Origin of the sequence: Paraburkholderia sp. RL17-337-BIB-A, from assembly GCF_046025895.1 — a bacterium.
Classification (GTDB): Bacteria; Pseudomonadota; Gammaproteobacteria; order Burkholderiales; family Burkholderiaceae; genus Paraburkholderia; species Paraburkholderia fungorum_C.
In genome coordinates this window covers 2,579,895-2,601,260 of sequence record NZ_JARESY010000002.1, presented here as the reverse complement: position 1 = coordinate 2,601,260, position 21,366 = coordinate 2,579,895, and the positions used below count along the sequence as shown (strand labels likewise).

Sequence of the window (21,366 nt, the reverse complement as noted above, 5' to 3'; positions counted from 1 at the left end):
TTGGCTGTAATCGTCAACAATCGATCTCTTCGCGCTGTGGCCGCGAGGCCAGTGCGACATTCGCAACCCGACGTCTAAATTCGAACTAAACGAAACTATGGAACCGCTTATTTCTGTTGCCTGGTTGCAAGAAAACATGACAAGACCGGACCTCATCATTCTGGAGGCGGGACTTCCGTCGGCGGTGTCGGCCGGTGCAGCACCACCGCCTGAGGACGAGGGAATTCCCGGTTCCATATACGTTGATCTCAATAAGTATTTCGCAGACGAGGGTCAGGTTTTACCTCACATGCTGGCCACACCCAACAAATTTTCGGAGGATGCGCAGGCGCTGGGCGTAAATCAAGACCATACGATCGTTGTGTTCGATAAGTTTGGCATTTACGCAAGCCCGCGGCTGCGGCTCGCATTCAAGGCTATGGGCCACGACAAGGTCACGGTGCTCAATGGCGGCTTGCCTGCCTGGCGAGCGACGGGTCCCACGAGTTCGCCGAGTAAGTCTGACTCGCGGAGGCAGCCTGGCAATTTCGTCGCGAACTTTCGACCAGAGGTGTTTTGCGACGCTGAATCTGTCCGCGAAGCGATGCAATCCGCTGACCGTGCGATTGTCGATGCGAGGTCTTCGGGGCGATTCAAAGGAATGGTTCCTGAGCCACGTGCGGGGCTGCGTGGCGGACATATCCCAAGCGCAGTAAATATGCCCTTCGACACGGTACTCGATCAAGGCGTTATGCGTTCTGAAGACGAATTGCAAACCATCTTCAATAGTCATTCTTTGGCATCGAAGCGGCTTATTTTTAGCTGCGGTTCCGGAGTGACAGCGTGTGTTCCCGCCCTAGCGGCGGAGGTGATCGGCGTAACTGATATAAAGGTATATGACGGCTCCTGGTCTGAGTGGGGTACCCGCCACGACTTGCCAGTAACCACCGACTGACTGTCCACGCTCAGTCCCGCTTCACTGCAAGTGGAACCGGAGCGCTCGACCGGTAGCCTTCGAGTCGGCTCTCGCGCGGAAGCCATTACGCCCGCGAATGACCGTTCAAGAGAAATGCGAGGGACCGGAACGGGTCGGAAAGACTCATTCGCCATAACGAAAGCTGATACTCGCCGACACCTGGTCGCGAATGCCGGCAAAGGGACCTGGAGCGGCCGCACGTTCCTATTCGGTCACCGTCGGCAATGGCCGACGACTTGCTGCTGGCTACGGGACGACCGCTGGACCCGGTGACGTTCAGGTTTTATAGTTTTCAGATTGATTTCGTTTTTCCGAGTATTTTGTTGACGCAAATCTGAACGTTTTCATCTTTATTGGTAAATTTTTTCGACTTTATAGTGAAGGAACACCGGGCAGCGTCATGCCATCTTTGCCTTTTCGATTTGTTTAACTATAGTGTTAAATATCAACCGAAAGGTTTACAAAATGAGGCGACCATGAACGAGCCGTATCAACGTCCTTCGCTGGGTGCGTCGGTGTACTACAAGGACCCGTTTGCCGCGCTCGATTGGCTGGAGAAAGCGTTCGGCTTCGAGCGTCAGATGGTCATCACGGATAGCGACGGCCAATTGGGCCACTCGGAAATGCGCTTCGGCGACAGCTACGTGATGGTCTGCCGGGAATGGTCGGAAGACGCCGCGAGCCCGGCTTCGATCGGCGGCAAGAATACGCAATCGGTGCACGTGCAACTGCGCGAGGGCATCGACGAACATTGCGCCCGTGCGCGCGCCGCGGGCGCCGTGATCACGCGCGAGCCCGCGGATCAGTTTTACGGCGACCGCGTCTACGCGGCGCGCGATCCGGAAGGGCACATCTGGAGCTTCGGTCAGACGGTGCGCGAAGTGTCGCGCGAGGAAGCCGAACGCGTGAGCGGCCTGAAAATCGAAGGATGGGTGTAACGATGGGACTGCCAGCCAGCGTCTCGCTCGACCGCACGTTGGCCGCACTAGCCGATCCGAACCGGCGTCAGGTGGTCGATCTGCTCAGCCAGCAGCCGATGCGCGCGGGCGAACTCGCGCAAGCCACCGGCCTCTCGCCGCAGGCGATGAGCCGGCATTTGCGGGTGCTGCGTTCGAGCGAACTGATCGAAGAATCGCACGACGGCGTCGACGCGCGCGTGCGTCTCTACGTGCTGAGATCGGCGCCGATGAGCGAACTGAAGGCATGGCTCGAACAGACCGAAGCCTTGTGGTCCGAGCAATTGCTGTCGTTCAAGGCGCATCTGGAGCAGCAGGCATGAGCTCACGCGTGCAGGTGTCGCTACGCGTCGCGGCCACGCCGCGGCGCGCGTTCGAAGTGTTCACGCGCGAGATCGGCAGATGGTGGCGGCCAAACGGGCTGTTTCAGTTCACGCCGCAAGGCGCGGGCGTGCTGTCGTTCGAGTCTTCGTCAGCGTCCGGAGAACTCGGACGCCTCGTCGAAACACAGGCGGATGGCAGCGTGTTCGAGATCGGCAGAGTCACGGCCTGGGAGCCGGGCGAGCGTCTGGCATTCGGCTGGCGTCAGGCCAGTTTCACCGATGCGCAGCACACGCATGTCGAGGTGCGTTTCGAAGCGGTGGGCGACGAAACGCGCGTGACAGTTGAGCATCGCGGCTGGGATACGGTGCCGCAAGAACATGTGGCGCGCCACCATTTCCCCGAGCGTGTATTTCTGCTGCGGCACGGCGAATGGTGGCAGGCTTTGCTGGCGTCTCTACGTATTGAAGTGCAAGCCGCGGCTGTGCCGCCAGGCTGAAGAGCCAGTGAGCTTACGGTCAGAGTGTGGCGATAGTCGCTGCGCCGCCAGGCTGAAAAGCCAGTGAGCTTACGGTCAGCGTGTGGTGATAGTCGATGCGCCGCCAGGCTGAAAGCCAGCGAGTTTACGGTCAGCGTGTGGCGATAGCCGCTGTGCCGCCAGGCTGAAAAGCCGGCGAGTCTACGGTCAGCTGTGGCGATAGCCACTATGCCGCCAGGCCGCCAAGTCGAAGCTCAGCGTGTCGCAATAGCGGCGGCCACACCGGCCATAACCGTAGCGCTCGCGCGATTGGTGATCCTGACGGCACGGCGGGTGCTCAGTAGCTTGCGCCCACGTGTGGCGAGCAGGGCCCAGCCGAAGTCGACGGCCATCAGCACGATCAGCATGGTGAGCGTCAGTTCGAACCACGCGACGGTGCCGATGCGCGACAGATCGATGATGGTCGGCAGCAACGCGAGATAGAACATCATGATCTTCGGGTTGCCGAGCGTGACCAGCAGGCCGGCGACGAACATGCGCCACGGCGACTGGCCGCTCGGCAAGTCGCGGCCTTCTACGTCGGCTGGCGCGCGCCACATTTTCCATGCAAGGAACAGCAGATAGGCGACGCCGACGAATTTCAGCGCGACGAACACCATGCCGAAGCTGCGCGCGATCACCGCGAGGCCGGCCACCGCGCAGGTGAGCCACAATGCTTCGCCGAGCCACATCGCGGCGAGAAACGGCAGGACGTCACGAAAGCCGTTGGTCAGCACCCGCGCGACCAGCGCGGCGATGCTGGGGCCGGGCGTACCGGCGGCGATGATCAGCGCCAGCGCGAAGACGAGCAAAGCAGATAGCGCCATAACGATCTCCACGAAATTCGGTGTGCGCGCAAACCTTCGGTTTAGTGCGTACGCAACCACCGCTCAGCGCGCTCGCAACCGGCGACTCAGCGAGTCCGCAACCGGCGACTCAGCGAGTCCGCAACCGGCGACTCAGCGAGTCCGCAACCGGCGACTCAGCGAGTCCGCAACCGGCGACTCAGCGAGTCCGCAACCGCCGGTTCAGCGCGCCCGCAACCACGGCTCAGTGAGCCCGCAACCTCCGGTTGACGAAGCGCCACACGGCGCTCATCAACAACGATCCGACACCGAGCGAGACACCCAGCAGCACAATCGAACTCATATGATCGCGTACCAGCGGTACGTTGCCAAACAGATAGCCGGCCGCCACCAGCGACACGATCCACAGCGCCGCCCCGGCCGTGACGAACGACACGAAACGCGCGAACGTCATGCGCGAAACGCCGGCGACGAACGGCGCGAAAGTGCGCACGACGGCAATGAACGGCGACAGCAAAAAGGTCAGGCCGCCGCGTGCCTCGTAAAACGCATGCGCTTTACGCAGCGCATGCTTGTCGAGCCAGCGGTAGTCGGCCGTGTAGACTTTTTCGCCGACCGCGCGGCCGATCGCATAGTCGACGATGCTGCCCGCCACCGTGGCGGCGAACAGCACGGGAATCACGAGCCAGACATTCAGCGCGCCGGTCGCGGCAAGACCGCCGCAGATGAAGATCAGGGGATCGCCAGGCAAAAAGAAGAGCGGCAGAAAGCCTATTTCCACGAATACGACGAGAAACAGCATCGCGTAGACGGCAGTGCCGTATTGCACGATCAGGCCGCTCAGGTGCTGGTCGAAGTGCAGGGCGACCTGCAGCACATGCATGAGGTCCATCTTGATTCGAAAGGGATTGGGGTGTTCGGGAGTTTAGTCCCGCGGAGCCGCGAGCACTTGTTTATTTCGTGGTGTTAATGCCAACATCGGGGTGTGTCTTGCGAAATCGCGTTTAAAAGAACGCTACGAAACGCCTATGCAACATGCTTCCAGTCTCACGTTCCGCCTTGCCGCGCCGCACGATGCGGACGCTATCCGTGCGATCGAATTCGAGGCTGGCCAGCGCTTCGTCAGCGTCGACATGACAGGTATCGCCGATGCGCCGCCGATGGCGTTGGAACTCGTCAACCGCAAGATCGAGGCGCGGGAGATTGTCGTCGCCGTGGATGCCGATGGGACCTGCGTGGGGTTCGTGATGTTCGAGCCGCAGCCCGCGCGTTTTTATGTGCAGGAACTCGATGTACTCACGTCACATGCCGGGCAACGTATCGGCGCGGCACTGATCGAACAGGTCGTGCAACTCGCGCGTGCGCAACAGGTCATGCAGCTCATCTTGTCGACGTTTCGCGAAGTGCCGTGGAACGCACCGTACTATCGACGGCTCGGCTTTCGCGATATGGAGGAGGCCGATCTCGACGCCGCGCTGATCGCCCGGCGCCATGCGCATATCGCGCGAGGGCTCGACGAATCGAAGCGCGTGTTCATGCGGCGTGATCTGGTATGAGGGCAGACGGCAGACGTGAGCGCCTGGATCGCATGTAGCGCGGGCAGGGCGCGCTGTACGCAACAGCCAATGCATGAAAAAACGCGGCGGGCGTGGCCGGACATCGTTCCGGTCCCACCCGCCGCGTGGTCTTGCAGCCTGCTACGAGTAATCAGCCGCTTTAACGAAGCGGCTTAAGCCCGGGCTGACTTCAACTGCTTATTCCACCGTTTCCAGCGTCGGATAATCCACGTAGCCGACTTCGCCGCGTGCATAGTACGTGGCCGGATTCGGCTTGTTCAACGGCGCATTCGTCTCGAAGCGGCGCACCAGATCCGGATTCGCGATGAACAGCTGACCCCACGCCACCGCGTCGGCTTCACCGGCGTCGAGTACTTGCTGCGCGGTTTCCCTGGTGAACTTTTCGTTCGCGATGTACGGGCCGCCGAATGCCTTCTTCAGTTGCGGGCCGAGGCGGTCGTCGCCGAGCGCTTCGCGGGCGGCGATGAACGCAATCTTGCGCTTGCCGAGTTCGCGTGCCACATAACCAAAAGTACCCGCCGGATCCGAATCGCCCATGGCGTGTGCGTCGCGGCGCGGTGCGAGGTGAACGCCGACACGGTTCGCGCCCCAGACATCGATACATGCGTCGGTGATCTCGAGCAGCAGGCGCGCGCGGTTTTCGATCGGGCCGCCATAAGCGTCGGTACGCGTGTTGGTGCTGTCCTGCAGGAACTGGTCGAGCAGATAACCGTTCGCGCCGTGCACTTCCACGCCGTCAAAACCCGCGGCCTTGGCGTTTTCGGCGCCTTTGCGGAATGCGTCGACCACCCCGGCGATTTCATCGAGTTCGAGCGCGCGCGGCGTCACGTACGGACGCTCTGGACGCACCAGGCTCACGTGGCCTTGTGCCGCGATAGCGCTCGGCGCGACCGGCAGTTCGCCGTTCAGGAACAGGGGGTCCGAAATACGGCCGACGTGCCACAGTTGCAGGAAGATCTTGCCGCCGGCTGCATGCACGGCGTTCGTGACGAGCTTCCAGCCTTCGACCTGTTCTTGCGACCAGATGCCCGGCGTGTCGGCGTAACCGACACCTTGCGGCGTGACCGAAGTGGCTTCGCTGATGATCAGGCCCGCCGTGGCGCGTTCGGCGTAGTACTTCGCCATCAGCGCGTTCGGCACGCGAATTTCCTCGGCGCGTTGACGCGTGAGCGGCGCCATGATGATGCGGTTGGACAACGTGATGTCGCCAATCTGGAGCGGGTCAAAAAGAGTCGGCATATGAGTTCACCTCAGGTGGCGGGCGCGTGGCCCGAGCCTTAAAAAACTGCGCAATGAAATAGACGAAACAAGCAAAAAAACGCGGCGATGCGGATGAAGCGCTCAGAGCCCGGTATTCATGTGCTCGAGAAAGGCCTGAATGACGGCCTCGTTGCGTTTGAAAAACACCCATTGACCAACCCGCTTCGACGTGACGAGACCCGCGCGCTGCAAGGCGGCAAGGTGCGCCGACACGGTGGACTGCGACAGCCCGCAGCGCGCGTCGATCTTGCCGGCGCACACGCCGTGATCGAGCGGCAGCTCCTGGTCGGAGAAATGCGCGTACGGCTCGCGCAACCAGCCGAGAATCTCCCTGCGTACAGGGTTGGCAAGCGCTTTGTGAATCGCGTCGATATCGAGCGTCATGTGGATCGGTTTTTGGGTCATCAATAACAGGCGGGCGTGCCGCCGGCTAGCGGCGAGGCAGCGCCCTGCATCTGCATCGCTACAAGACGAATCATATATCGTCATTTAACGATATGTGTGAAGGCACTACTGGCGATGGGGGCGATAGGGGGCGATAGGAGTCGACGCACAAAAACCCTATTTTCCGGAAACCCGCTGAGATGCTAGCCGCGCCCGGCGAGGGTGCCGCCACTCGCGAACGCTCGTAGTCGCTCATGGCAGACGGCCAGGTCGAAAAAAAAGCCGACCGGGTTAGGGTCGGCTAAAGATTCTGGCTATTCCGAGGGGTGCGCCAGAACCTGAGAGAGCCACATTATGCTGCACTACGCCGCAAACCGGCACGGCAAAGGCGGCACGCTGCCATCGGGGAATGCCCGGCCCGCACGTCAGCACAGGTCCAGCCGTTGGCCGGCCGCAGCCGGTCCACGGACGGTCGTCCGGCAGTCAACCCGATTCAAGACTACCTATGGGTTCGATAAAAACTATTATGTCTTAATATTTAATAGTTCGGGTTTATACTGACTTCCACTGTCGTCGCAACACATTGCCTGCATTCAACAACGCCGTTCGCGGCCAATAACTGGAAGTTTAACCATGCTCAAGTCACTCATTCCCGCTTTCGTTCTCGCTTCGGCCTTGGCCATGCCAGCCGTCTCGTTCGCTCAATCGAACGGGCCTGTCACCCGTGCGCAAGTGCGCGCCGAGCTTGTCCAGATCGAGAAAGCCGGCTATCACGTGGGCGACGGCGACCACACGTCCTATCCGGCTGAAATCCAGGCCGCTGAAGCCAAGGTTGCTGCGGACAAAGGCGTAGCAAGTGGTTACGGCGGTGCCGTAGCTGGATCTTCAGAAGCAGGGCGCCCGGTCGTCTCGACGGCCGATTGGAACGCGATGTACAGCCGCCATTAATGCTTTGATTTCGGACCCCCGGGCAGGCTGACAAAAATATCTCGCCCGAGCATCGTGGTCAGAGCGCGCGGTGCCCCTTCGTGTCTTGTTAGACACCGTCCCGCTACTGCGGGCACGCTCTGCTAGCGGGCCAGTTTCGGTTTGAATACCTGAATAGGTGGGAAATTCAACGAACAAGGAAGTCACCATGTCGTTAGCCGCGCTCGCACGGGTTCGTATCTCATGCGCTTCACAGTCCTCACCGGTATCTGCAATTCGCCCTTACGTCCTTCGCTTCATCGCTCATGACGGCACGCGTTCGGTCGTCGCATTTGCCAATCGCGATGAACGCGACGAGCGCGGCGCCGAGCTCGTGACGCTTGGCACCGCAGTAACGATGGCCACCGTGCGGCGTGCAGTATGAGTGGCGCGGCGATCTGGAATGGCGGGCAACGTGCACTGATGTCGAACGACTGCGAACGGCCGCGATAGAGGATTTTGAACGACTACTGGGGGTCGCGCTCAGCCGATCGATGACGCTCAGAGGGCGGCCCAGTTTCGGTCATTCGACACCTCTGCCAAGATCGTCGACAATCGGCGGACGACACCGTAGACCTCCAGCCAATATCCTGCTCAACGAAGATCATCGTCGCAGAGCTCCACGTTTGGCTTGTGTGCCGTCCTATTCTGCCAAGTGGGTTGCACCTTGGGCTTGCAGATCCGCTGGTCTATCTTTCTCGCTTTACCCGTACGAGACTGCGGAGGTGTGAATGATGCTCGCCGGCACGCTTGCTCAGATCTGCCGGATGGCCATATCGTCGCTCGGACGTGAATTGGCGGCCTGGAAGCCTTCCAGGGAGCGCGCGACATTCGGGGCGGAAGCGATGCTCTCGGTCGCACTTTCGGTCGCGCTCGCAAACGCATTGCATCTGTCAGACACATGGTGGGCAGCAATCAGCGGCTTCGCCGTCATGCAAACGAGTTTTGCCGGCTCCGTGGAACGTGCTGCACACCGCATCATGGGCACGTTGATCGGTGCCGCGCTTGGAACCATGGTGGGACCCTGGATCGGCGACCGGCCGTGGCTGTTTGTGCCCGCATTGGGGGCGATCGGAGCGGTGGCGGTATATCAGGCCAACGGGTCCAAAGCGGCGTACGCCTGGGTCCTGGGCGGAGTGACTGCCCTGATGGTGACGTACGAAGCGCATGGGCTCGTGTCAGTCCGAGCAACCGCATTATTTGCGGCGCTGCGCGTCGCCGAGGTCATGGTTGGAACGCTCGCTTGCCTGTTGGTGGCGAGCGTGTTTCACTTCGGGCCGAAGTGGTATGGGAAGAAGGGGCCGCCATCAGCGTCTGCAACGGCTCGCGCAGCCGGCGAATCCGTGGTGCCTTCCGCTGCAGTTCTTCCGCCGTCTCCAGAATCGATGCGCCCGACTCGCATGCTGCTGTGCTTGCAGGGCGCATTGGCAATCACAATCCTTGCCGCCCTGACCTATGTTTTGCATCTGCCTGGATTCGCGCAAGCAATGGTCACGGCGATCGCGGTGCTGATATTGCCGGCAGGTTTGCCGGCAGACAGAACGCGGCAGCCGGTCATGGAAAAGATGGTACACCGCGTGGCCGGCTGCCTGCTGGCCGGTACGCTCGGCGTGGCGCTCCTGCCGCTGATGCAGGGGCAAGCGATTTTATGCATGTTCGCGTTGGCTGTCGGCGTGTGGATAGGCTGTCACGTGCAGACGGGGCGGGAGGGAGCAAGCTACGTTGGCCGGCAATTCACAATCGCATTCATCATGGTATTTGTGCAGGACCATCATTGGTCGGCCGATCCCGTACCTGCGCTGATGCGGCTATCGGGCATTCTCACTGGAATCGTTGTGCTGGCAGCGGTGATGCTCGCGACCAGTAGGCTGCATTTGCCGCCGTCGTCGAACGACGTCAGCGTTTGAGATTTGCATACAGCATGCGTCGTCTGTTCTCGTGGTGTTGATGAGCCGCGGGGCCGATGACCCGGCCATGACTCACACATCACGAAGTGGTGGAAGCGGAATTTTGCCGCTCCTATACTGGTGCATATATCAGTCACGGGAGCGGTATGCGGCGCATCATCGTCCGGCGGTCTTCAGTTCATGGAAAGGGCGTGTTCGCAATGCGGCCGCTCGCAGCGGGTGAGCGTGTGCTCGAATACCGGGGTGAATTAACAAGCTGGCGCGAAGCGGTGCGCCGTCATCGACGCGAAGGGGTCGCCGGGCACACGTTCCTGTTTGGTCTGTCGGATGGTCGCGTGATCGATGGCAGCCGCGGCGGGAACAGCGCGAGGTGGCTGAACCATGCGTGTGCACCTAACTGCGAGACCATCGAAGACGCAGGCCGCATCTTCATCCACACGCTCAGAAAAATCAGGGCAGGCGAGGAACTCTTTATTGAATATCGCCTGGCAATTGATGATCCCCAGGATGAGGACGTTCGACGCCAGTATGCGTGCCGGTGTGCTGCTGCGGGCTGTCGTCAGTCGATGCTGGCGGACGCGGCCTGAACGGGGAAGGCGCAGGAGGGCGATACAGCGTCGTTATTCCGAAGGCCGGGTACGCGCCGCAGCAAAAGCATGATGGCTTTGTTCGGATCTGCGCGGATGCGGTTTTTCATCTTGATCGGGCCGATGCGCGAGTCGCTTCCCCGCCTGGGGCAAGCCAGGAAAAAGCGCCTGGAAAGCGACACGGCTGGCCCTTCAATCATTTCACTCGCGAGGCGCGCGCACGAGTCTGATCACCTCGCGTGGACGCACCCAGTCCGGGTGCACCGGCATGTCCCACGCAGCGCGCAGCAGGCGAAGAAATCCGGCTTCTCCCTCGGAGATGTGCTTGTCCGCATGAATGGCTTCCTTGCACAGCCAGATGACGTCACGCCGCATTTGCCAGTCCTGCACATCGGCTGCGAGTTGCACGACGATGACAGGATCGAGCCTGCACGCGTCGCCCCAATTCAGGTAGGCGGCGCAAGTCAGGTCTTCGCACAGCGTCTGCACGACGGCCAGAAACTGACGTGGGCGCAACGACAATCGCTGTTCGATGCCGTGGCGATGGAGCGCTTCGAGCTCGTCCACGCCTACGTGTCCGTCCGACAGTAAGCAGGCCGCAACGATCCGTGCCGCGGCTTCAGGGCTGTCGCATTGATAGTGACGCATGTCGGTTCTCCTTGTCCGTTGATCGTTCACAGTTCGTTGTCGCGCGGCATGACGCTCGAATGCAGACTGAACGAATAGCTGCCGCTATCGAAATGACGCATGCGGCGTTCGAGATCCGCGAGATCGGACGATGACGCCAGATACGCTTCGCGTTCGTCGTAGTGAGAAGGCAAGAACAACGACCCCAGTTTTTCGCAAAGTACGGCAAACATGATGTGCTCCTTGAGTGGTGCGACGCATGTCGGGCCGGCGGTCCGTATCGTCGCTTCAGTCCGATGCGTGCCAACGCGTTTGCCGCGTCTGAGTGGCGGTTCGAACCCGAACCTGTGCATCGACGAACGAATCGTAGGCGCCGTGAATTAGGCGGAAATGAGGCGCACGCACAGCACTTTGCAAATGAATCACGCTGTGATCCACCGCCTGTTTGATCCGATAAAAGCCGCTCATTCTTTCCTCATTCTCAGCGACCAGAATGCAAGTCAACCGATGCAGTCAATGCGCGGCACCGGAGCTCAAGGAGAACAAAATGAAAGGGATTCGCCAAGCGGTAGTCGCCGCCGTATTAAGCGTTGGCCTCGTGAGTGTTGCCGAGGCTCACGTGTTCGTCGGTGTCGGCATCGGGTTGCCGGTGATGCCGGTGACGCCGATGGTGGCCGCGGTGCCCGTCGCGCCCGTGCCGGTCTATGCACCGCCACCTCCGCCCGTGTATTACGCGCCGCCGCCTCCCGTGTATGTGCCACCCGTGGTCGTTGGCTATTACGGACACCCGCGAGGATGGTACCGGCACTACGGATATGGATACGGCTACGGCTACTGGCGCTAATGAGGCGTCTGAGCCAGCCGCTGAATCAATCGCCGCGGGCAGGCGACATGCCTGAACACCGGACGTTCATCACCTCAATGGAGCATGCATCATGAAGCAAAGACAGTTGACCGTGGTTGCTGCAACCGCCATCGCACTTTCCCTGATCTCGGGCTGTGCGATCGCCGACGACGGCTATTTCATGAGCCGTCATCCGAATATCGAAGCCGCCGACTTCAACGCGCAGCAGGCCATCGAACGGATGCGCGCGGCGCAACGTGCGAACGACTACGACATGGGCGGCCACGCTGGACGCGCGATCCGGTTGATGCAGGACGCGCGCTACGAAATGCAGGCCGCAGCCGAGGCGGCGACCCGCTGACTCACGTCCAGACGGCTGCTCATTCTTCGCTAATTTTTCTTCTTTACAGTGAAGTCCATGGCAGAGAACACCTTACTCACCGAATGACGGGAAAACACATCTGGAGGGAAATACCATGAAATCGCTGATCCAAACCGTTGCCATTGCCGTTTCTCTTGCGTTTCCGATCGCTTCGTTCGCGCAGTCGAATGAACCGGCGACGCGTGCGCAAGTGCCGGTTCAACTCGCGCCACTTGAACAGGCCGGCTACTACACCGCCGGCGACCATCCGCATGGCGCCGCGGGAATTCAGGTTGCGCAAACAAGCGTCGACCAGCAAGGCGACGTATCGGCCGGTTATGGCGGCGTCGACGAAGGCGCGTCGCAAAGCGGCACTGGCATTCATTCGCTGAACGACGTCGGCTTGAAGTCGATCTATATCAAGCACTGAGCGATTGTTAAACCCGTTCTCTATCGCTCGTTGCAAACGGTGGGCGCGCAGCAAAGGCTGCGCGCCTTTGCCGTCGTTTCGACGCCGGAAAGCGCCGGGTCGCGGGAGTAGAATCGCTTTACAAAAAAACCAGTCCCACCCGTCTCTCGCGTTGCACTGAGTGTCCCGGCGTCCACGCATCCCCCGTTGGACGAAACACTTTTTCTGCGTCTCTATGATCAAGTCTCTAAGAAACCAGCTTGTCCTCGCGCTTTGCGTGCTGGTCAGCATCGTCGGCGTGGTGCAGGGCGTCAGTTCGTATCAGCTGTCGAAAGCAGGCCTGAGCGCGTTGCTCGACCTTCGGCTCGAACAGGTCGCCGGCCGCATGCGCGGCGGTCTCGCGGATTCGCTGCCCACCATTCCCGCGCGCGGCTCGCAACCGGAACGCGACATTGTCATTACGATCTGGAAAGACGATCAGGCCACGCCTTACCGCTCGACCGAACCGTCGCTGGCGCTGCCGCGCGAGGCGCCGGCGGGTTTCGTGACGACCGCCGTCGGCGGTGACGAGTGGCGCATCTACACGCTGCGTGAGCCCTCGATGGTGATTCAGGTCGCGCAACGCTCGTCGGTGCGGCACGAGCTTACGCAAGAACGCGCAGTCAATACGCTTTGGCCGATGATCGTACTCGTGCCGCTGGTGTGGATCGCCGTGCTGCTTGTCGTGCGCCGCTCGTTGCGCAAGTTGAATCGTTTGGGTGCGCAAGTGCAGGGGATCGACGTCAGTCATTTTCAGCAATTGTCGACCTCGGGTGTGCCGATCGAGATACGCCCTTTCATCGACTCGATCAATCTGATGATCGATCGGCTCGCACAATCGATCGAGTCCGAACGAAAGTTTATTTCCGACGCCGCGCACGAACTGCGCACGCCGCTTACCGCGCTTCAATTGCAGGCGGACAATCTGCAGCCGCATATTGCGCCCGGCAATCAGGAGCGGTTTCGCGAATTGCGCAGCGGCATCACCCGCAGTGGCGGTCTGATCGCACAATTGCTCAGGCTTGCGCGCGCCGATGCGGCGCTGCAAGCCGATACGCTGACGCGCGTGGACGTGCTCGCGGTGGTCGTCGACGCCGTCGCCGAAGTATTGCCGATCGCGATGAAGCGCGGCATCGATATCGGCGCCGACGAAATGGCCAGCGCGTTTGTCCGCGCGGTCGAAGCCGATGTCGGCATTGCCGTGCGCAATCTGGTCAGCAACGCGATCCGCTACACGCCAGACGGCGGCAAGGTCGATCTGAGCGTACAGATACGCGACGAGATGGTGTGGGTCGAGGTAACCGACACAGGGCCCGGCATTGCGGAAGAACTGCTGCCACGGGTGTTCGACCGCTTCTTTCGAGCGAATTCGCAAATCGAGGGCAGCGGCCTCGGACTGTCGATCGTCGAGGCGATCGCGACCAAATATGGCGGCGCAGCGAGTCTTCGCAATCGTCGTGACGGCCAGTCGGGGATCGTTGCGTCGATCGGATTTCCGTCAGCGTCTTAGGCCTCGCGTCAGTTATCATGCGTTCTGACCCGTGCCCGCGTAGCGGCTGCACTGGCGGGCTCGGCCCGGAATCGTAACCCGTGTTCCATTCCTCGCGCCGCGGCCAACGACACTATTCGTTGCTGTGGAAACGACATCATGCGAGTTCTCCTGGTTGAAGACGACCTGCAGATCGGACAAAGCCTGCTGCGTGCCTTGCAGGACGCGGACTACAGCGTCGATTGGGTACGCGACGGCAACGCCGGCGGCGCGGCGATCGCGGCGGCCGAATACACGGTCGTGCTGCTGGATCTCGGCTTGCCGGGCATGAGCGGGATCGACTTGCTGAAAGCCTCGCGAGCGGCCGGCAACAAGGTGCCGGTGCTGATCCTCACCGCGCGCGACGACCTGGAGGCGCGCGTGCAAGGCCTCGACGTCGGCGCTGACGACTACGTTCTCAAACCCTTCGACGTTCCCGAACTGCTTGCCCGCATTCGCGCGGTATTGCGCCGCAAAGCGGGCTATGCGGTGTCGCGCCTCGGCGACGATTCCTTCAATCTCGATCTCGACAAGCGCACGCTATGCTGCAATGGCGTGACGTCGGTGCTATCGGCGCGCGAATTCGCGTTGATGCTGGCGTTTCTCGAGCGCCCCGGCACGATCCTGTCGCGCGATCAGCTGGAAGACCGCTTATACGGCTGGGGTAAGGAGGTGGAGAGCAATGCGGTCGACGTGCTGATTCATTCGGTGCGCAAGAAGTTCGGGCAGTCGGTTATCCGCAATGTGCGCGGCCTCGGCTGGACCGTCATGCTGGGCGATTCCCCCAAGGCATGAGGTCGTTTTTGCCGTGGATCCTGGCAGCTTAATCATGTGCGCTCCTTCCTTGAAGCTCTGCATTCATGCGCCGGAACGCGCTGCGTCTCACTGCAGGCAAATAACCCGGCGCGCGCTCATCGCCCGCCAGTAGGTGAAGAAGCGCCCGCCGAACACGCCAGCGACGACGCCGGACACCACGGCGTCGATCAGGACATACATCCCAAGCGACGATGCGTCGGTTGTGGTCGCCATTTCGAACCCGAGCCAGAATTTGGTAACGAACGTGGCGACAATCAGTAGCAACGGCAGCACGGAGCCCGGCAGCATGACGGTATTCGCAATCGGATCGACAATGAAACGAGACCGGCTCGCGATGAAAATGCCGCCCGCGATGCCGACGAGTGAGCCTGTCATCCAGGCGATCACGGCGGCCCATCCCGCCAGCGGATCCGAAATCAGATGCGCAATACCCCAGCCCGCGAAGATGAGTGGGACGATGGCGAGCTTCGAGAGGGGTGCCGTGCCGCTGTTCAGTGCCTTGAAGCCGCGCGATAGCAGGACGACGAGTAGCACCCAGACCCAGACTGGCGTGCCGTGAATGATTGCTGCTGGTGACATGGTGAGCTCCTTCAGATCGAGTGATTTCTCGAGGCGTGGATAACGCCCGAGCCAGCGAATGACGCTCATCGTATCGGCATGGAATTAGCGAAGAATTAGGCGGAACGCGCACCGTTAGCGCTGGGTTAAGTTGTCCGCGCAACGGCAAAGGGCGAGTTTGCACGACTTGTAGTCATTTATAGTGTGCGCTGCACGCCACCTATGGCTGGCGCAACGCGTCCCGCCGCGCCGGCGTGCTGAGCGCCGGGTTGTCGTCGTTCATGTACGCCGTCCATTTGTTTAATAGAGTCATAAAAGGAGAAACATGAAATCCCTGCTTGCAACCCTGACGATTGCGCTGCTCGCTGTATCGTCCGCCAGCGCAACCGCGAAGGATTGGTCGACCGTGCGGTTCGGTGTCGACGCGAGCTATCCGCCGTTCGAATCAAAATCCGCCGACGGCAAGCTCGTCGGCTTCGACATCGACCTGGGCAATGAGATCTGCCGCCGCCTGGACGCAAAATGCGTGTGGGTCGAAAACGCCTTCGACGGGATGATTCCCGCACTGAAGGGGCGCAAGTTCGACGGCGTGCTATCGACCATGTCGATGACGCCGGCGCGTCAGGCGCAGATCGCGTTCTCGTCGAAGGTATTCCGTATCCCGACCCGCCTCGTCGCGAAGAAAGGCTCGACCATCACGCCGACGCCGGAAGTGCTGAAGGGCAAGCGCATCGGCGTCGAGCAGGGCTCGATCCAGGAAACGTATGCGAAGACCTATTGGGAGCCGGTCGGCGCGGTAATCGTGTCCTATCAGGATCAGGATCTCGTTTACTCGGACCTGATTGCTGGCCGCATCGACGCATCGCTGCAGAACGCCGTGCAGGCTGACGTTGGTTTCCTGCGCACGCCGCGCGGCAAAGACTTTGCATTTGCCGGCAATGCGCTTTACGACGCGAAGACGCTGGGAAGCGGCACCGCGATCGGTTTGCGCAAGGAAGACACCGACCTCAAAGCGAAGATCGACAAGGCGATCGCCGACACGCGCGCGGACGGGACGTACGACAGGATCGCGAAAAAGTATTTCGACTTCGACGTCTACGGTCAGTGAAAACGGGCCGGCCGACGCGCAACGCGTGCGGCCTCAGACTTTAGCGAAGGCGGCCAGGGCACCCGCGGCGATCAGAACGACGCCGGTTGCCCGGCGCGCGGCACGAGCCCAGCGGCGCTCGGCGGTTGATCTTTGGTTTTTCGCGCCGAGCCACGCGTAGAACGAGTACGCGCAAACGTGGCATGCCGGATGCTGCAGGGAATGTGCGAGACGGCGCGGCCCGATTGTTCCGATGGTCCCGAGCGTCGCGCGCATTTCACGGAGAAACGGAACATGGACAGCGATCTCGAAGCCCGCATTCGCACTCGGGCGTATCACATCTGGGAAAACGACCCGTCGCCGGACGGCAATGCGGAAACGCACTGGGAGGAGGCGCGCAGGCAGATCGAAGCGGAAGGCGATGATGCAGCGGGCAGTCCCGACCCCAGCGCCGACCAGTCGGCGGAACGGGAGCGCGCGGGCAGGATTGCGCCGGAGGAACAATTGCAGGACATGCTGCGCGGCGATGCGGGCCCGACCGCTCACTGAACCCAGCAAAGCCCGGGCAGGCCAATCAGCTTCGGTGGCCTGCGCCGGCACCGCCCACTGGCGGTCAGATTGCCTCGACATAAGGCGAGCGCGTGCCCGGCTTCGGCTTAGGCGGATCGCATGGCCCAGAGGTTATCCACAGAAAATGTTCATATCCTTGTGGACAAGTCCTGGCCAATTCCGCCAAGTGATTGAGGGCAGGGCGATTTCCTGATTGGCATGGGGAACACGCGCAGCCACGCAGCCAACCGCGCAGACGCGCGCCAACACGCCGCTCATTCCACCGGAGAGGACAGCAGCGACACCGGCACGCCATGGCAACTTACCCTGGCGACGAGCGCCGCGCCGAGGCCGGCGCTCGTTTTCGTATGAGCATCGAACGACGACACTTCTTTTTCGACGCGCAGGATGTTGATCGGCCATGAGGCCCGGGAGAGCCGTTCGTGCGCGAACGCTCCAACCCACAGCGGGGTGGCTGACAGGCCGTTTTCCACGGCATAGCCGCTCGGCCAGAAGCGCAGGACGTCGCGTTCGTCGCGTGTGTCGCCGGGACGCATGAAGACCAGCGACGAAGGCACGCCGTTGTTCAGCTTCGGCAATACCGGCAGCGACACCGCCGCGACATTCGGCGAGGCAAGCGAGAGCAGGCTGTGCGCGGACAGGTCCGTGCCTTCGATCCACCCTTGGGCGCGCAGTTGCCCTCTGATCGAATCGAGGTTCGACACCCATTGCAGCGTAAGCGGTTCCTTGCGGTCGCCGCCCATATCGGAGCGATAGCAGGGAAGTCTCTTCCACAGCGACACTGTCCACTGCGCTTCTGTGACCAGCACGGGCGACGGGCGCGACATGGCATCCGGCGGCGCCGCCGGTGGATTGATGCTTAGCTGCACCCCCACGCTCACGAGCATTACCGCGAGAATCACGACCGGCATGAAGCTGCGTGTGGGCGGCACTTCGGGATGCCGCAACATCGCTGTCAACGAGACGATGGCCACCCAGATATACGCGAGCGCGGCGCCGCCGATTGCGTCGGAGACCCAGTACCGGCCGAAGTAAAGTCCCGCCAGCGCGACCACGATCACGACCACCGTGCTCACGGTCGCCACCAGCAAACCTTCCAGCATGCCGACGCGCCGCGCGAGCAGGAACGCCAGGAAGCCATAGACGATTACCGTCGCGGCGACGTGATTGCTCGGGAACACGTAGGCGCCGGACAACAGTTCATTGGGCGGTGCGCGGTGCATCGCGAATTGCAAGGCGAAGATCAGCAGTTGGGAAAATACGACCGCGGCAAGCCAGTAACCGATGGTGCGCCAACGCCGCTCCAACAGCATCCATATCACCACGGTCACGATCAGCGCCGTCAGCGTGACGACGCTGCCAAGCGTGGCCAATCCTGCAAGCACGGTGTCGCTCCAGGGCGTGCGCACCGATTGCAAAAAGTGATAGACGGACAGATCGACGCTGACCAGCGGATCGCCGCTGATCACGTCGTCGAGAACCCCAAAGAAGAGCGCGCCCGACACCACCACGATCAGCGACGTGACGACGACGCTGGTGGCATCTGGCTGTTCAGGGTCTAGCAGCCGCCGCGCGAGACGGCCGAACGGGCCCGGGTGACGGCACGCCCAGCTTCCCAGATAGCGGCCCGCCGCGCCCGACCACGCACTGGCATGCGAGAGCAGGAAACCCGTCGCGCGAAAGCTCAGCCAGACGATCCCGACCAGCAACGCAATGATGACGACGAGGCGGAACGACACGGCGCCGGCCAGCAGCACCGAGGCGCCGAATACCACGCCGGGGAGGATATGCGCGGGCGCCCATAGCAGCGCCGACAACACGTTCATCGCGTAGAAGCGCAGCGGCGGCATGCCCAGCATGCCCGCCACCACCGGCACGATCGCTCGCAATGGTCCGATGAAGCGGGCGAACACGACGCTCTTGGCGCCGTGCTTCTCGAAGAAACGTTTGCCGGCGTCGAGTACCTGCGGGTGGGTGCGGAACGGCCACAGCTGAACGATCCTGTGCTTGTAGCGGCAGCCGATCCAGAAACTCATGCCGTCCCCGGCGATCGCGCCGACGATCGCCCACAGGAACACCCAGCCGAGGCTCAGCGCACCTGTGCCGGCCAGCGCGCCGGCGAGAAACATGGCAGTGCTGCCCGGGATGAAGGTGCCGATGACGGCGATGGCCTCCAGGAAAGCAGCAAGAAAGACGACCGTGAGCGTCCACGCCGGATGGCCGGCAAGCTGGTGCAAAAGGTGGATGTAGGCGTGCTCCATCGTGCGCGATCGGCCGTTCTGGCGTAACGGTTGATCATAACGCGCACGGCCTTGCCCGATATTCCTGCAAACCAGTAGCCGGTGGCCTGGCGGCGCGAAACCTTACGAGGCCGCAGGCGAATTGCAGTCCGTGCGGTCCCGCTCGCTGATCTGGACGTGCGGCTGGGTTCGGGTAGCTGAAGCGGCCCGCTCAGATCGTCGATCGTCGATCAAACCCTGAATTTCAGCAATGAACAAACGTGGCCGGTGGCTGGTCTTACTATTTGACCGGTTTCCTTCATGAGCGTCGTTTGCTCGACATCGCGGCGATGGTGTGAGTACTTTGGTCGACAATTTGACGGCATGACGGAGTGGGCTATGAAAATCGTGACAAAGAGTTTTTTGGTGTCGGCGCTGGTAATCGGTCTGACGGGTGCGGCTTACGCGCAGTCGGCAAACATGGGCGCCAATGGCATGGTTGGTTTGCAGGCAGGCGGGATCAACGGTGCGGGCATGGGAACGGGGCTGGGAACGGGAATGGGGATGGGTTTGGGCACGGGAGCGGCAACTCCGAGCCCGATGCCAGGCGTGGGTACGATGGGCCACTCCACTGCGATCGGCGGGACCGGCAGCGTTGGCTCGGGCCCGGCGCTCAATAACATGCGGGCGAACGGCACCAGCCTGAACATGAATCCGGATCCTCGTGCACCGAATGTAACGGGTAGAGCGTTCGGATCGCAGTAATCACTCAGCCCGAATCAGTTGCACAACAATGCGCTTTGCCGAGGCAAGATGTTCCACTGTCATTGATCGCGCAAGGCGTGCGTTGCCGGCCTCGCAGGCTTCGAGAATCTTCAGATGCTCGTCCTGGAAGGCCGGCGTATCGGCGAGCAGCGTGCTTTGCAATCGTTCGTAACGTTCGACCTGAGCGCGCAACTCGCGGATCGCTTTCAATTGCCGGCCGTTCTCACATGGGCGGTATAGCAATTCATGAAACTCGCGATTCAGTTCGCCCTGTCTTTGCGCCGTATCGGCGTCGCCCAGCAGCCGGTGAACGAGTTCAGCGCGCGATAACGTCTCGGTGTCCATGCGCTTGACTGCGTGGAAGATGGCGTCCCCTTCGAGCAACATGCGCAGGCGGTAGATCTCGTCGAGGTCGGACTCACTCAGGGTTCGCACAACGGCGCCGCGATTGCGCATGAGTTCGACCAACCCTTCGCCCTCGAGCTTTTGTATGGCCTCTCGCATCGGCACCCGGCTCACGCCGAATCGATCGGCGAGTTCGCGCTCGACCAGCCGCGCACCGTCCTCCAGTTCGCCGGCCGCAATCAGTTCGCGCAGTGAGACGGCGATGGCATCGGCGGTCGTTTCCAGTTTGTGGTCCATCTGCGGTGAGTCCTCGGGTACTGGTTGTTTGGAATAATGGTATACCAAAACCGGTGCGTGCGTATAGAATGCATGTGTGGTTAGTTCGAATCCATGGTTAATGGAAAGGAGAGTGGCATGGCGCACGGCGAGCACAAATATGCCGTATCGGTGCAGTGGACAGGCAATCGCGGCAGCGGCACCTCGGGATATCGTGATTACGGTCGGGACCACATCATCGCGGCGGGAAGCAAGCCCGAGATTCCCGGATCATCAGACGCGGCATTTCTCGGCGACGCAAAGCGGTGGAATCCGGAAGACCTGCTGGTCGCCTCGGTCTCCGCCTGCCACAAGCTCTGGTATCTGCATCTTTGCTCGGACGCGGGCGTCGTTGTTGTGAGCTATCGCGACAACGCCGAAGGCACGATGCTGGATACGCCGGAGCAGGGCCGCTTTTCTCGGATCGTTCTGCGTCCGCACGTCGTCATTCGGGCCGGCGGCGATGTCGAGCTGGCCGGGCGTTTGCACCATGTCGCGCACGAGAAGTGCTATATCGCGAACTCCGTCAACTTTCCTGTTTTGTGCGAGGCGGCAATTGCGACGGATGCAGCATGATGGACGCGCGGCGGTCACCGGGCATCCGGTAGAGAGATCGCAACGCAACTGGTCAGGCAAAGCTGCGTGGC

Annotated in this window: 26 protein-coding genes; 17 read left to right on the top strand and 9 right to left on the bottom strand. The window is 61.4% G+C overall.

Annotated features, from left to right (window positions below; all coding sequences use genetic code 11):
• Positions 1–97 precede the first annotated feature (97 nt).
• The 4 genes from P0D84_RS32375 (at position 98) to P0D84_RS32360 (ending at position 2,731) form a co-directional block, all read left to right on the top strand.
• Entirely contained in the window at positions 98–934 is an 837-nt protein-coding gene (locus P0D84_RS32375) for a sulfurtransferase (RefSeq protein WP_408343400.1), read from the top strand.
• Between the two features lie 497 nt (positions 935–1,431).
• Positions 1,432–1,893, top strand: coding sequence for a VOC family protein (locus P0D84_RS32370; protein ID WP_408343397.1), 462 nt, complete (start codon positions 1,432–1,434; stop codon positions 1,891–1,893).
• 2 nt (positions 1,894–1,895) lie between these two features.
• On the top strand, positions 1,896–2,234 hold the full coding sequence (locus tag P0D84_RS32365; RefSeq protein ID WP_408343395.1) for an ArsR/SmtB family transcription factor: 339 nt from the start codon (positions 1,896–1,898) through the stop codon (positions 2,232–2,234).
• The gene (locus P0D84_RS32360; protein ID WP_408343393.1) at positions 2,231–2,731 is read left to right on the top strand and encodes an SRPBCC domain-containing protein; all 501 of its coding nucleotides are present in this window, start codon (positions 2,231–2,233) and stop codon (positions 2,729–2,731) included. Before P0D84_RS32365 ends, P0D84_RS32360 begins: the two co-directional genes overlap by 4 nt.
• 233 nt (positions 2,732–2,964) lie before the next feature.
• Here P0D84_RS32360 and P0D84_RS32355 read toward each other — a convergent pair whose 3' ends face one another.
• Both P0D84_RS32355 and P0D84_RS32350 read right to left on the bottom strand, forming a co-directional pair.
• Positions 2,965–3,576: a LysE family translocator gene (locus P0D84_RS32355; protein ID WP_408343391.1), complete on the bottom strand. Its 612-nt coding sequence runs from the start codon at positions 3,574–3,576 to the stop codon at positions 2,965–2,967.
• Positions 3,577–3,799: 223 nt separating this feature from the next.
• The gene (locus tag P0D84_RS32350; protein ID WP_408343389.1) at positions 3,800–4,447 is read right to left on the bottom strand and encodes a VTT domain-containing protein; all 648 of its coding nucleotides are present in this window, start codon (positions 4,445–4,447) and stop codon (positions 3,800–3,802) included.
• A gap of 136 nt (positions 4,448–4,583) precedes the next feature.
• Between P0D84_RS32350 and P0D84_RS32345 the strand changes: the two genes are divergently transcribed.
• A complete protein-coding gene (locus P0D84_RS32345) occupies positions 4,584–5,111 on the top strand; it encodes a GNAT family N-acetyltransferase (RefSeq protein ID WP_408343387.1) in 528 nt (175 codons plus the stop codon).
• 198 nt (positions 5,112–5,309) lie between these two features.
• Here the strand turns inward: P0D84_RS32345 and P0D84_RS32340 are convergent, their stop codons facing one another.
• Both P0D84_RS32340 and P0D84_RS32335 read right to left on the bottom strand, forming a co-directional pair.
• Positions 5,310–6,371, bottom strand: a complete 1,062-nt coding sequence (locus P0D84_RS32340) for an alkene reductase (RefSeq protein WP_323045259.1) — start codon at positions 6,369–6,371, stop codon at positions 5,310–5,312.
• A gap of 102 nt (positions 6,372–6,473) precedes the next feature.
• Positions 6,474–6,776, bottom strand: a complete 303-nt coding sequence (locus P0D84_RS32335; RefSeq protein WP_408346199.1) for an ArsR/SmtB family transcription factor — start codon at positions 6,774–6,776, stop codon at positions 6,474–6,476.
• 633 nt (positions 6,777–7,409) lie between these two features.
• Between P0D84_RS32335 and P0D84_RS32330 the strand changes: the two genes are divergently transcribed.
• The 3 genes from P0D84_RS32330 to P0D84_RS32320 all read left to right on the top strand — a co-directional run bounded on the left by P0D84_RS32330 (position 7,410) and on the right by P0D84_RS32320 (position 10,236).
• Positions 7,410–7,724, top strand: coding sequence for a DUF4148 domain-containing protein (locus P0D84_RS32330; RefSeq protein WP_408343384.1), 315 nt, complete (start codon positions 7,410–7,412; stop codon positions 7,722–7,724).
• 749 nt (positions 7,725–8,473) lie between these two features.
• Positions 8,474–9,649: an FUSC family protein gene (locus tag P0D84_RS32325; protein ID WP_408343382.1), complete on the top strand. Its 1,176-nt coding sequence runs from the start codon at positions 8,474–8,476 to the stop codon at positions 9,647–9,649.
• Positions 9,650–9,795: 146 nt separating this feature from the next.
• Positions 9,796–10,236, top strand: coding sequence for an SET domain-containing protein (locus P0D84_RS32320; RefSeq protein WP_408343380.1), 441 nt, complete (start codon positions 9,796–9,798; stop codon positions 10,234–10,236).
• Between the two features lie 201 nt (positions 10,237–10,437).
• Here P0D84_RS32320 and P0D84_RS32315 read toward each other — a convergent pair whose 3' ends face one another.
• A complete protein-coding gene (locus P0D84_RS32315) occupies positions 10,438–10,884 on the bottom strand; it encodes a tellurite resistance TerB family protein (protein WP_408343378.1) in 447 nt (148 codons plus the stop codon).
• A gap of 26 nt (positions 10,885–10,910) precedes the next feature.
• Positions 10,911–11,096: a DUF3563 family protein gene (locus P0D84_RS32310; protein ID WP_408343376.1), complete on the bottom strand. Its 186-nt coding sequence runs from the start codon at positions 11,094–11,096 to the stop codon at positions 10,911–10,913.
• A 314-nt stretch (positions 11,097–11,410) separates the two neighbouring features.
• Between P0D84_RS32310 and P0D84_RS32305 the strand changes: the two genes are divergently transcribed.
• The 5 genes from P0D84_RS32305 to P0D84_RS32285 all read left to right on the top strand — a co-directional run bounded on the left by P0D84_RS32305 (position 11,411) and on the right by P0D84_RS32285 (position 14,839).
• Positions 11,411–11,707, top strand: coding sequence for a hypothetical protein (locus P0D84_RS32305; protein ID WP_408343374.1), 297 nt, complete (start codon positions 11,411–11,413; stop codon positions 11,705–11,707).
• Between the two features lie 91 nt (positions 11,708–11,798).
• On the top strand, positions 11,799–12,068 hold the full coding sequence (locus tag P0D84_RS32300; protein WP_408343372.1) for a hypothetical protein: 270 nt from the start codon (positions 11,799–11,801) through the stop codon (positions 12,066–12,068).
• Between the two features lie 115 nt (positions 12,069–12,183).
• Positions 12,184–12,498, top strand: coding sequence for a DUF4148 domain-containing protein (locus P0D84_RS32295; RefSeq protein ID WP_408343370.1), 315 nt, complete (start codon positions 12,184–12,186; stop codon positions 12,496–12,498).
• Between the two features lie 214 nt (positions 12,499–12,712).
• Positions 12,713–14,026: an ATP-binding protein gene (locus P0D84_RS32290; protein ID WP_408343368.1), complete on the top strand. Its 1,314-nt coding sequence runs from the start codon at positions 12,713–12,715 to the stop codon at positions 14,024–14,026.
• A 138-nt stretch (positions 14,027–14,164) separates the two neighbouring features.
• Positions 14,165–14,839, top strand: coding sequence for a response regulator transcription factor (locus tag P0D84_RS32285; protein ID WP_408343366.1), 675 nt, complete (start codon positions 14,165–14,167; stop codon positions 14,837–14,839).
• Between the two features lie 87 nt (positions 14,840–14,926).
• Here P0D84_RS32285 and P0D84_RS32280 read toward each other — a convergent pair whose 3' ends face one another.
• Entirely contained in the window at positions 14,927–15,439 is a 513-nt protein-coding gene (locus tag P0D84_RS32280) for a DUF6622 family protein (RefSeq protein ID WP_408343364.1), read from the bottom strand.
• A 304-nt stretch (positions 15,440–15,743) separates the two neighbouring features.
• Here P0D84_RS32280 and P0D84_RS32275 point away from each other — a divergent pair, with 304 nt between their 5' ends.
• Both P0D84_RS32275 and P0D84_RS32270 read left to right on the top strand, forming a co-directional pair.
• Positions 15,744–16,526 (top strand): ABC transporter substrate-binding protein, encoded by a 783-nt coding sequence (locus tag P0D84_RS32275; protein WP_408343362.1) that lies wholly within the window; start codon positions 15,744–15,746, stop codon positions 16,524–16,526.
• A gap of 273 nt (positions 16,527–16,799) precedes the next feature.
• Positions 16,800–17,054, top strand: coding sequence for a DUF2934 domain-containing protein (locus P0D84_RS32270; RefSeq protein ID WP_408343360.1), 255 nt, complete (start codon positions 16,800–16,802; stop codon positions 17,052–17,054).
• Between the two features lie 275 nt (positions 17,055–17,329).
• Here P0D84_RS32270 and P0D84_RS32265 read toward each other — a convergent pair whose 3' ends face one another.
• On the bottom strand, positions 17,330–19,336 hold the full coding sequence (locus P0D84_RS32265) for a bifunctional DedA family/phosphatase PAP2 family protein (RefSeq protein WP_408343358.1): 2,007 nt from the start codon (positions 19,334–19,336) through the stop codon (positions 17,330–17,332).
• Between the two features lie 357 nt (positions 19,337–19,693).
• Between P0D84_RS32265 and P0D84_RS32260 the strand changes: the two genes are divergently transcribed.
• Positions 19,694–20,059, top strand: a complete 366-nt coding sequence (locus P0D84_RS32260) for a hypothetical protein (protein WP_408343357.1) — start codon at positions 19,694–19,696, stop codon at positions 20,057–20,059.
• On the opposite strand, the gene P0D84_RS32255 is transcribed toward P0D84_RS32260, so the two are convergent.
• Entirely contained in the window at positions 20,060–20,701 is a 642-nt protein-coding gene (locus tag P0D84_RS32255) for a GntR family transcriptional regulator (RefSeq protein WP_408343355.1), read from the bottom strand. It abuts the gene before it with no gap.
• Positions 20,702–20,818: 117 nt separating this feature from the next.
• Between P0D84_RS32255 and P0D84_RS32250 the strand changes: the two genes are divergently transcribed.
• On the top strand, positions 20,819–21,295 hold the full coding sequence (locus P0D84_RS32250) for an OsmC family protein (protein ID WP_408343354.1): 477 nt from the start codon (positions 20,819–20,821) through the stop codon (positions 21,293–21,295).
• Positions 21,296–21,366: the final 71 nt, after the last annotated feature.

Excerpts from the sequence above, each read along its gene's own strand:
- P0D84_RS32365 (WP_408343395.1), top strand. The coding sequence starts at position 1,896 with ATGGGACTGCCAGCCAGCGTCTCGCTCGACCGCACGTTGGCCGCACTA.
- P0D84_RS32330 (WP_408343384.1), top strand. The coding sequence starts at position 7,410 with ATGCTCAAGTCACTCATTCCCGCTTTCGTTCTCGCTTCGGCCTTGGCC.
- P0D84_RS32335 (WP_408346199.1), bottom strand. The coding sequence starts at position 6,776 with ATGACGCTCGATATCGACGCGATTCACAAAGCGCTTGCCAACCCTGTA.
- P0D84_RS32250 (WP_408343354.1), top strand. The coding sequence starts at position 20,819 with ATGGCGCACGGCGAGCACAAATATGCCGTATCGGTGCAGTGGACAGGC.
- P0D84_RS32360 (WP_408343393.1), top strand. The coding sequence starts at position 2,231 with ATGAGCTCACGCGTGCAGGTGTCGCTACGCGTCGCGGCCACGCCGCGG.
- P0D84_RS32325 (WP_408343382.1), top strand. The coding sequence starts at position 8,474 with ATGATGCTCGCCGGCACGCTTGCTCAGATCTGCCGGATGGCCATATCG.
- P0D84_RS32285 (WP_408343366.1), top strand. The coding sequence starts at position 14,165 with ATGCGAGTTCTCCTGGTTGAAGACGACCTGCAGATCGGACAAAGCCTG.
- P0D84_RS32300 (WP_408343372.1), top strand. The coding sequence starts at position 11,799 with ATGAAGCAAAGACAGTTGACCGTGGTTGCTGCAACCGCCATCGCACTT.
- P0D84_RS32255 (WP_408343355.1), bottom strand. The coding sequence starts at position 20,701 with ATGGACCACAAACTGGAAACGACCGCCGATGCCATCGCCGTCTCACTG.
- P0D84_RS32305 (WP_408343374.1), top strand. The coding sequence starts at position 11,411 with ATGAAAGGGATTCGCCAAGCGGTAGTCGCCGCCGTATTAAGCGTTGGC.
- P0D84_RS32315 (WP_408343378.1), bottom strand. The coding sequence starts at position 10,884 with ATGCGTCACTATCAATGCGACAGCCCTGAAGCCGCGGCACGGATCGTT.
- P0D84_RS32310 (WP_408343376.1), bottom strand. The coding sequence starts at position 11,096 with ATGTTTGCCGTACTTTGCGAAAAACTGGGGTCGTTGTTCTTGCCTTCT.
- P0D84_RS32275 (WP_408343362.1), top strand. The coding sequence starts at position 15,744 with ATGAAATCCCTGCTTGCAACCCTGACGATTGCGCTGCTCGCTGTATCG.
- P0D84_RS32345 (WP_408343387.1), top strand. The coding sequence starts at position 4,584 with ATGCAACATGCTTCCAGTCTCACGTTCCGCCTTGCCGCGCCGCACGAT.
- P0D84_RS32375 (WP_408343400.1), top strand. The coding sequence starts at position 98 with ATGGAACCGCTTATTTCTGTTGCCTGGTTGCAAGAAAACATGACAAGA.
- P0D84_RS32340 (WP_323045259.1), bottom strand. The coding sequence starts at position 6,371 with ATGCCGACTCTTTTTGACCCGCTCCAGATTGGCGACATCACGTTGTCC.
- P0D84_RS32355 (WP_408343391.1), bottom strand. The coding sequence starts at position 3,576 with ATGGCGCTATCTGCTTTGCTCGTCTTCGCGCTGGCGCTGATCATCGCC.
- P0D84_RS32370 (WP_408343397.1), top strand. The coding sequence starts at position 1,432 with ATGAACGAGCCGTATCAACGTCCTTCGCTGGGTGCGTCGGTGTACTAC.
- P0D84_RS32295 (WP_408343370.1), top strand. The coding sequence starts at position 12,184 with ATGAAATCGCTGATCCAAACCGTTGCCATTGCCGTTTCTCTTGCGTTT.
- P0D84_RS32270 (WP_408343360.1), top strand. The coding sequence starts at position 16,800 with ATGGACAGCGATCTCGAAGCCCGCATTCGCACTCGGGCGTATCACATC.
- P0D84_RS32280 (WP_408343364.1), bottom strand. The coding sequence starts at position 15,439 with ATGTCACCAGCAGCAATCATTCACGGCACGCCAGTCTGGGTCTGGGTG.
- P0D84_RS32290 (WP_408343368.1), top strand. The coding sequence starts at position 12,713 with ATGATCAAGTCTCTAAGAAACCAGCTTGTCCTCGCGCTTTGCGTGCTG.
- P0D84_RS32350 (WP_408343389.1), bottom strand. The coding sequence starts at position 4,447 with ATGGACCTCATGCATGTGCTGCAGGTCGCCCTGCACTTCGACCAGCAC.
- P0D84_RS32265 (WP_408343358.1), bottom strand. The coding sequence starts at position 19,336 with ATGGAGCACGCCTACATCCACCTTTTGCACCAGCTTGCCGGCCATCCG.
- P0D84_RS32260 (WP_408343357.1), top strand. The coding sequence starts at position 19,694 with ATGAAAATCGTGACAAAGAGTTTTTTGGTGTCGGCGCTGGTAATCGGT.
- P0D84_RS32320 (WP_408343380.1), top strand. The coding sequence starts at position 9,796 with ATGCGGCGCATCATCGTCCGGCGGTCTTCAGTTCATGGAAAGGGCGTG.